The following is a 3,828-nucleotide window of genomic DNA, read 5'->3' as shown; positions in this document are numbered from 1 at the left end:
TCTCGATCACGTATTTGTTACTTCATTACGTCCCCTTATCAGCTTTTTTAACCAGTTTGGCATGATTTCCAATAATTCAACATTATTCGATATAAATCAACATAAGGAGATAAGCACTGTGACCGAACGCGTCGTGCTTGCCTACTCGGGCGGCCTCGACACGTCCATGGCCATCGGTTGGATCGGCGCCGAGACCGGCGCCGACGTCGTCGCGCTGGCGGTCGACGTCGGCCAGGGCGGCGAGGACCTCGAGGCCATCCGGCAGCGCGCCCTCACCTGTGGCGCCGTCGAGTCGATCGTCGTCGACGCCCGCGAGGAGTTCGCCGAGTCCTTCGTCGCTCCGGCGATCAAGAGCAATGCGCTCTACATGGACCGGTATCCGTTGATCTCGTCGCTGTCGCGACCTGTCATCGTCAGGCATCTGGTCGCCGCGGCCCGCGAGCACGGGGCGGACGCCATCGCGCACGGCTGCACCGGCAAGGGCAACGACCAGGTGCGCTTCGAGGTCGGGGTGGCGGCGCTCGCCCCCGGGCTGAGCGTGCTCGCCCCGGTGCGCGATTCGGGGATGACCCGGGACAAGGCGATCGCCTTCGCGGAGGAACGCGGCCTGCCGATCGACGTGTCGAAGAAATCGCCGTATTCCATCGACCAGAACCTGTGGGGCCGCACCGCCGAGTGCGGCGTCCTCGAGGACCCGTGGGCCCAGCCGCCGGAGGACGTCTTCGTCTACTCCGCGGACCCCACCGTCGCGCGGACCCCCGACGAGGTGACCATCTCGTTCACTGACGGTGTCCCGGTGGGGCTGGATGGGCGCTCCCTCCCGCTCGCCGATCTCGTCGCCGAGCTCAACGTCCGGGCGGGCGCCCACGGCGTGGGCCGGATCGACCTGATCGAGGACCGGCTCGTCGGCATCAAGAGCCGGGAGATCTACGAGTGCCCGGCGGCGATCACGCTGCTGACGGCCCACCGGGACCTCGAGGACCTCACGCTCGAGCGGGATGTCGCCCGGTTCAAACGGGGCATCGACCAGCGGTGGGGTGAGATCGTCTACGACGGTCTGTGGTACTCGCCGCTGAAGAGCGCGTTGGACGCCTTCGTCGACTCCGCCAGCGCCGGAGTGTCCGGGGAGGTGCGGATCCGGCTGGTGGGTGGCGTCGCCCAGGTCGTCGGCCGGCGCAGCCCGGCCAGTCTGTACGACCACGCACTGGCCACCTACGACGCCGGCGACCAGTTCGACCAGCGCGACGCTCGCGGGTTCATCGAGCTCTGGGGCTTGCCGACGAAGGTCTGGGCGGCGCGTGAGCAGCGGCTGAACCCGTGACCGCGACGCACCCGTCCGGCGGGAACGACACGACGCACGGGGCGCCCGGGGACGGGGCGCCGATGCGGCTGTGGGGCGGGCGCTTCGCCGGCGGCCCGGCGGAGGCGCTCGCCCGGCTGTCGATAAGCGTCCAGTTCGACTGGCGGCTGGCGCCCTACGACCTGCTCGCGTCGAAGTCGCACGCCCGGCTCCTGCACCGGGCCGGGTTGCTCGACGTCGACGAGCTCGCGGCGATGCTCGCCGCCCTGGACGAGCTCTCCGACGCGGTCACCCAGGGCCGGTTCCGCCCGACCGTCGAGGACGAGGATGTCCACACCGCCCTCGAACGCGGTCTGCTCGAACGGCTCGGAACGCTGGGCGGAAAGCTGCGGGCCGGCCGGAGCCGCAACGATCAGGTCGCCACCGACCTGCGGCTCTACCTGCGGGACTCGGCCCGCGAGGTGGCCGCGCGGCTGACCGAGTTGTCCCATGCGCTGGTCGTGCTTGCCGAGCAGCACGTCGATACCCCGGCCCCCGGGATGACCCACCTGCAGCACGCCCAGCCGATCTCCTTCGGTCATCAGCTGCTGGCACACGTGCAGGCGTTCGTCCGGGACATCGACCGGTTGCGCGACTGGGACGCCCGGGCGTCGGTGAGCGCCTTGGGGGCCGGGGCACTGGCCGGTTCCTCGCTGCCGCTCGACCCGCAGGGGGCGGCCGCGGAGCTGGGGTTCGACCGGGCGTTCGCCAACTCCCTCGACGCGGTCTCCGACCGGGACTTCGCCGCCGAGTTCCTGTTCGTGGCGGCCCTGATCGGAGTGCACCTGTCGCGGCTCGGCGAGGAGATCGTGCTCTGGACGACGAGGGAGTTCGGCTGGGTCGAACTGGACGACGCCTTCGCGACCGGTAGCTCGATCATGCCGCAGAAGAAGAACCCGGACGTCGCGGAGCTGGCCCGGGGGAAGTCCGGCCGGCTCATCGGGGATCTGACCGGCTTCCTGGCCACTCTCAAGGGACTGCCGCTCGCCTACGACCGCGATCTGCAGGAGGACAAGGAGCCGGTCTTCGACGCGGTCGACACCCTGCTGCTGGTGCTGCCCGCGCTGACCGGCACGGTTGCGACCATGCGGGTCCGTCGCGAGCGGCTCGTCGCCGCGGCGCCCGACGGCTTCGCGCTGGCCACGGATGTCGCCGAGTACCTGGTGCGCCGAGGGGTGCCGTTCCGTCAGGCGCACGAGGCGGTCGGCCAGTTCGTGTCGTGGTGCGTGGCCCACGACGTCGATCTCGACGAGGTGCCGGACGACGATCTCGGCGTGATCAACCCGCTGCTCACCCCGGACGTGCGCGAGGTGCTGTCGGTGCGGGGATCGCTGGAGGCCCGCTCGGCCCCCGGCGGGACCGCTCCCGACCGGGTCCGCGAGCAGATCGCCGCGTTGCGTCCGGTGCTGGACCGGGACCAGGTCTGGGCGGTGGGTTGACGGCGCTACCCGAATCCTCGCCCGGCATGGCACCGACGGACGGTGCCGCGCCGGACGGGGTGGACTTCTACGACCGGCCCGTTCTGGTCGTCGCACCGGCCCTTCTTGGTGCGACGGTCCGGCACGGGCCGGTCGCCGTTCGGATCACCGAGGTTGAGGCGTACGGGGGGCTGGACGATCCCGCCTCGCACGCCTACCGCGGCCCGACGCCGCGCGCGGCCGTCATGTTCGGACCGCCGGGACGGGCCTACGTCTACCTCAGTTACGGCGTCCACTGGTGTCTGAACGTGGTGTGCGGACCGGTCGGTTCGGCGTCGGCCGTGCTCCTGCGCTCCGGAGAGGTCGTGGCGGGTCGCGACCTCGTAGCGGGCCGTTTCCCACACCTGGTCGAGGCGGACCTGGCGCGTGGCCCCGGCCGGTTGGGACGGGCGCTCGCCGTGACCGGCGCACTGAGTGGAACCCCGGTCACCGGCGCGGGGCCGATCACGGTGGCACTGGCCGGGGGCCGGAGGATCCGTCCTCCCGGCCCGCCCGGTATCTCCGGCGGCCGGGTCTGCCTCGGCCCCCGGGTGGGGATCCGGGTGGCGGCCGAATGGCCCTGGCGATTCTGGCTCGCTGGCGAGGCGACGGTCAGCGGCCCGCGGTCGCCGCGTCGACCCAGGTGAGTCGACCCGGTGATGCTCTGTACGAGTGTTCCGGGCCCAGTATTCCGGGCCCAGTGTTCCGGGGGTCCAGAGCTCTGGCCCAGACCACCAAGCCTCCCATATCAAAAGATCACAACGAGCCAGTCTTGGGAAGGTGTGACGTACATCACATATCTTGGCGAGGGATTGATTTGACGTCTCCCGTCATCCACCCGTAATGTTCTCTCTGTCAGCGAGACACCGGATCCGCCGAACACCACGGATGCGGTCGGTGACCCCCCCTTGAGGGGCGTTATGTGGCAGATGTACGGCAGTCCCCGCCTGGGGAGTAACTGACGAGCATCCTCCAGAATTTCGCAAGAAGCCAGCAAGCCGCATGAGGGCGACGTCTTGCGACGTCTACTCA

General features: G+C 69.8%; 3 protein-coding genes. All 3 read left to right on the top strand.

What is annotated here, in order from left to right:
* The first annotated feature begins 118 nt into the window (after positions 1–118).
* The 3 genes from ACY5KJ_RS17900 to ACY5KJ_RS17890 all read left to right on the top strand — a co-directional run bounded on the left by ACY5KJ_RS17900 (position 119) and on the right by ACY5KJ_RS17890 (position 3,443).
* A complete protein-coding gene (locus ACY5KJ_RS17900) occupies positions 119–1,321 on the top strand; it encodes an argininosuccinate synthase (RefSeq protein ID WP_462186884.1) in 1,203 nt (400 codons plus the stop codon).
* A gap of 62 nt (positions 1,322–1,383) precedes the next feature.
* A complete protein-coding gene (argH, locus tag ACY5KJ_RS17895; protein WP_462203906.1) occupies positions 1,384–2,778 on the top strand; it encodes an argininosuccinate lyase in 1,395 nt (464 codons plus the stop codon).
* 26 nt (positions 2,779–2,804) lie between these two features.
* A complete protein-coding gene (locus ACY5KJ_RS17890) occupies positions 2,805–3,443 on the top strand; it encodes a DNA-3-methyladenine glycosylase (protein WP_462186883.1) in 639 nt (212 codons plus the stop codon).
* Positions 3,444–3,828: the final 385 nt, after the last annotated feature.

This window comes from Frankia sp. CcWB3 (genome assembly GCF_977927595.1).
The sequence above is the reverse complement of the archived record's forward strand: the minus strand, read 5'-3'. Positions and strand labels throughout refer to the sequence as shown.

Bases quoted from the DNA above. Each gene is read 5' to 3' on its own strand.
- ACY5KJ_RS17890 (WP_462186883.1), top strand. From the start codon at position 2,805: ATGGCACCGACGGACGGTGCCGCGCCGGACGGGGTGGACTTCTACGAC.
- argH (WP_462203906.1), top strand. From the start codon at position 1,384: ATGCGGCTGTGGGGCGGGCGCTTCGCCGGCGGCCCGGCGGAGGCGCTC.